We start from the raw sequence: 470 nt of genomic DNA on the forward strand, positions 1-470 counted from the left end.
CGTGGCAACGGTAATCCGCCCGAAATCCGAAGTTATTTCCTAGGTAGGCATAATTGACGCCGTTTTGCCAAGGCAATGCCTAAATAAATCATCGGGATAATGACAGTGAAATGCCTACTACGGTAGGCATTTCAGCTGCAAAACCTATGCACTAAGGCGCTTTCCAAGGCTCGCAATGAACAGAAAATCCCGTTAGGCATTATCCATGTCTATCCCTACAGTTAAGTAATAGGAAAATTCATGTCCAGCGAACAACCTGTCAACAGTCAGCTCAATCTTACTGAACAAGACCTGCTGCATTGGATCGAAACCCGGTGCGATCATCTCCAGGCGCAAGCCAAAGTATTGGTTGATGATTATTGGCGCCAATTGAAAAGCCAGCGCCAGAAACACAGCAAAAGCGAATCGGGCCGAATCGGCGTCCGCATCCGCTGCCGGGAAAACCAACGCGCTTTCAGCATTGAGTGGTA

Annotated in this window: 1 protein-coding gene; it reads left to right on the forward strand. The window is 48.1% G+C overall.

Going from position 1 to position 470, the window contains the following annotated elements; genetic code table 11:
* Positions 1 to 240: 240 nt before the first annotated feature.
* Positions 241 to 470: conjugative transfer protein MobI(A/C) (mobI, locus tag CWO84_RS15360; RefSeq protein ID WP_276308162.1), on the forward strand; the 230-nt coding region annotated here is incomplete at its 3' end.

The sequence above is a fragment of the Methylomonas sp. Kb3 genome, from assembly GCF_002834115.1.
Taxonomy (GTDB): Bacteria; Pseudomonadota; Gammaproteobacteria; order Methylococcales; family Methylomonadaceae; genus Methylomonas; species Methylomonas defluvii.